Annotated in this window: 1 protein-coding gene; it reads right to left on the reverse strand. The window is 65.8% G+C overall.

Annotated features, from left to right (window positions below):
• Window positions 1-29: 29 nt before the first annotated feature.
• Window positions 30-1,088 carry an IS110 family RNA-guided transposase gene (locus tag ACZ60G_RS44100; protein ID WP_465818396.1) on the reverse strand — a complete coding sequence of 353 codons (1,059 nt, stop codon included), beginning with the start codon at window positions 1,086-1,088 and terminating at the stop codon, window positions 30-32.
• Between the last annotated feature and the right edge of the window lie 290 nt (window positions 1,089-1,378).

Below are 1,378 nucleotides of genomic sequence, written 5' to 3' on the forward strand. Positions count from 1 at the left end.
CCGGACATCCCGGGAGGCTTCTATGTTTGTCAAGCCGTCTCGGGGACCTGTCTGAGTGTTCGGTAGATCTGGCGCGTCACATAGCGTTTGAGGCAGCGGGCGACTTCGCGTCTGGTTTTCCCGGCAGCGAGCCGTCGCTGCAGGTAGGCGCGGGTCGCGGGATCGGTTCGCATCCGGGTGAGCACGATCGTGTGAAGTGCTCGGTTCAGCTGCCGGTCACCGCCCCGGTTCAGCCGGTGGCGGGTTGTATTTCCCGACGAGGCCGGGATCGGACAGGTTCCGGCGATCTTGGCAAGTGCGCCTTCGGTTCTGATCCTGCCCGGATGCGACCAGACCGTGAGGATGACCGCAGCGGTCACCGGGCCGACCCCGGGCAATGCCAGCAGCTCGGGGGCATGCTCGCCAAGGATTTCGTGCAACTGGTTGCGGTTGGACTTCAACTGCTCGTCGAGCTCGGCGATTCGCCGGGCCAGGCGGACCGCTTCGGCGCGGGCGACACCCAGTCCGATCGATTCGTCGCGACGCCGCCACGCGGCGACTCGTGCGATCTGCTGGACTGTGAGTGCCCGGCGCCCGTCTATTCCGAGGTCATAAGACCTGAGCAATGCGGTCAGTGTGTTCACCGTCCGGGTCCGTTCGGTGGCCATCTGGTCACGGGCGACCGCCAGGATGTTCAATGCGTCCCGCACGTCGCCGCGGCGACGGTCACACAGTTTCTCGAGTTCGGTGACGAGCGTCGACCGCGCGGCGGTGACCGCATCCATTGCATCGGTTTTTCCGTTGTCCCGCAACCGTTTCGCCGACGGCGTCGGTGCTTCGACGACGCGGTAACCAGCACGTTCGAAGCGATCGGCGGCGATCGCCCCGTAGGATCGGGTGCCTTCGGCGGCGATCAGGACTGTGCTGATTTCTCCGTCGGTGCGGCGGGCGATCCACGTCTGCGCCCGGGCAATACCCGCAGCCGAGGTCGGGAAGGTCGCTTCGTCGACGACTCGACCGGCTGGGCATTCGACGACGGCGTAGCTGTGGGTCGCGGCGTGGGTGTCGACGCCGACGACGAATCGGTAGTGGTCTGCAACGATGGACAATGCGATGTTCTCCTGGTGGACGGACGTCGTGACCGGCGTCGGCCCGGGAGAGAGTCACTACGAGGCAGACCTGTAATGAGCCACAACCGATCCCGCGGTTGGGCAGGCTTCTGATCAGGCCATCGTGGTGGGCCGGGACGGCGCCGGCCTCCAGGCCGAGACGGACAACTCCCGGGAAGGGCACCCAACAGGGGCCAGGAGATTCACGAGTCACACCGCGGTCTGAAGAACCAGCACCACCCTGCCAGCCGGCCCCAGGCCAGCCACCACCAACACTTACAGGGGATTCA

Source organism: Nocardia sp. NPDC102475, assembly GCF_055584605.1.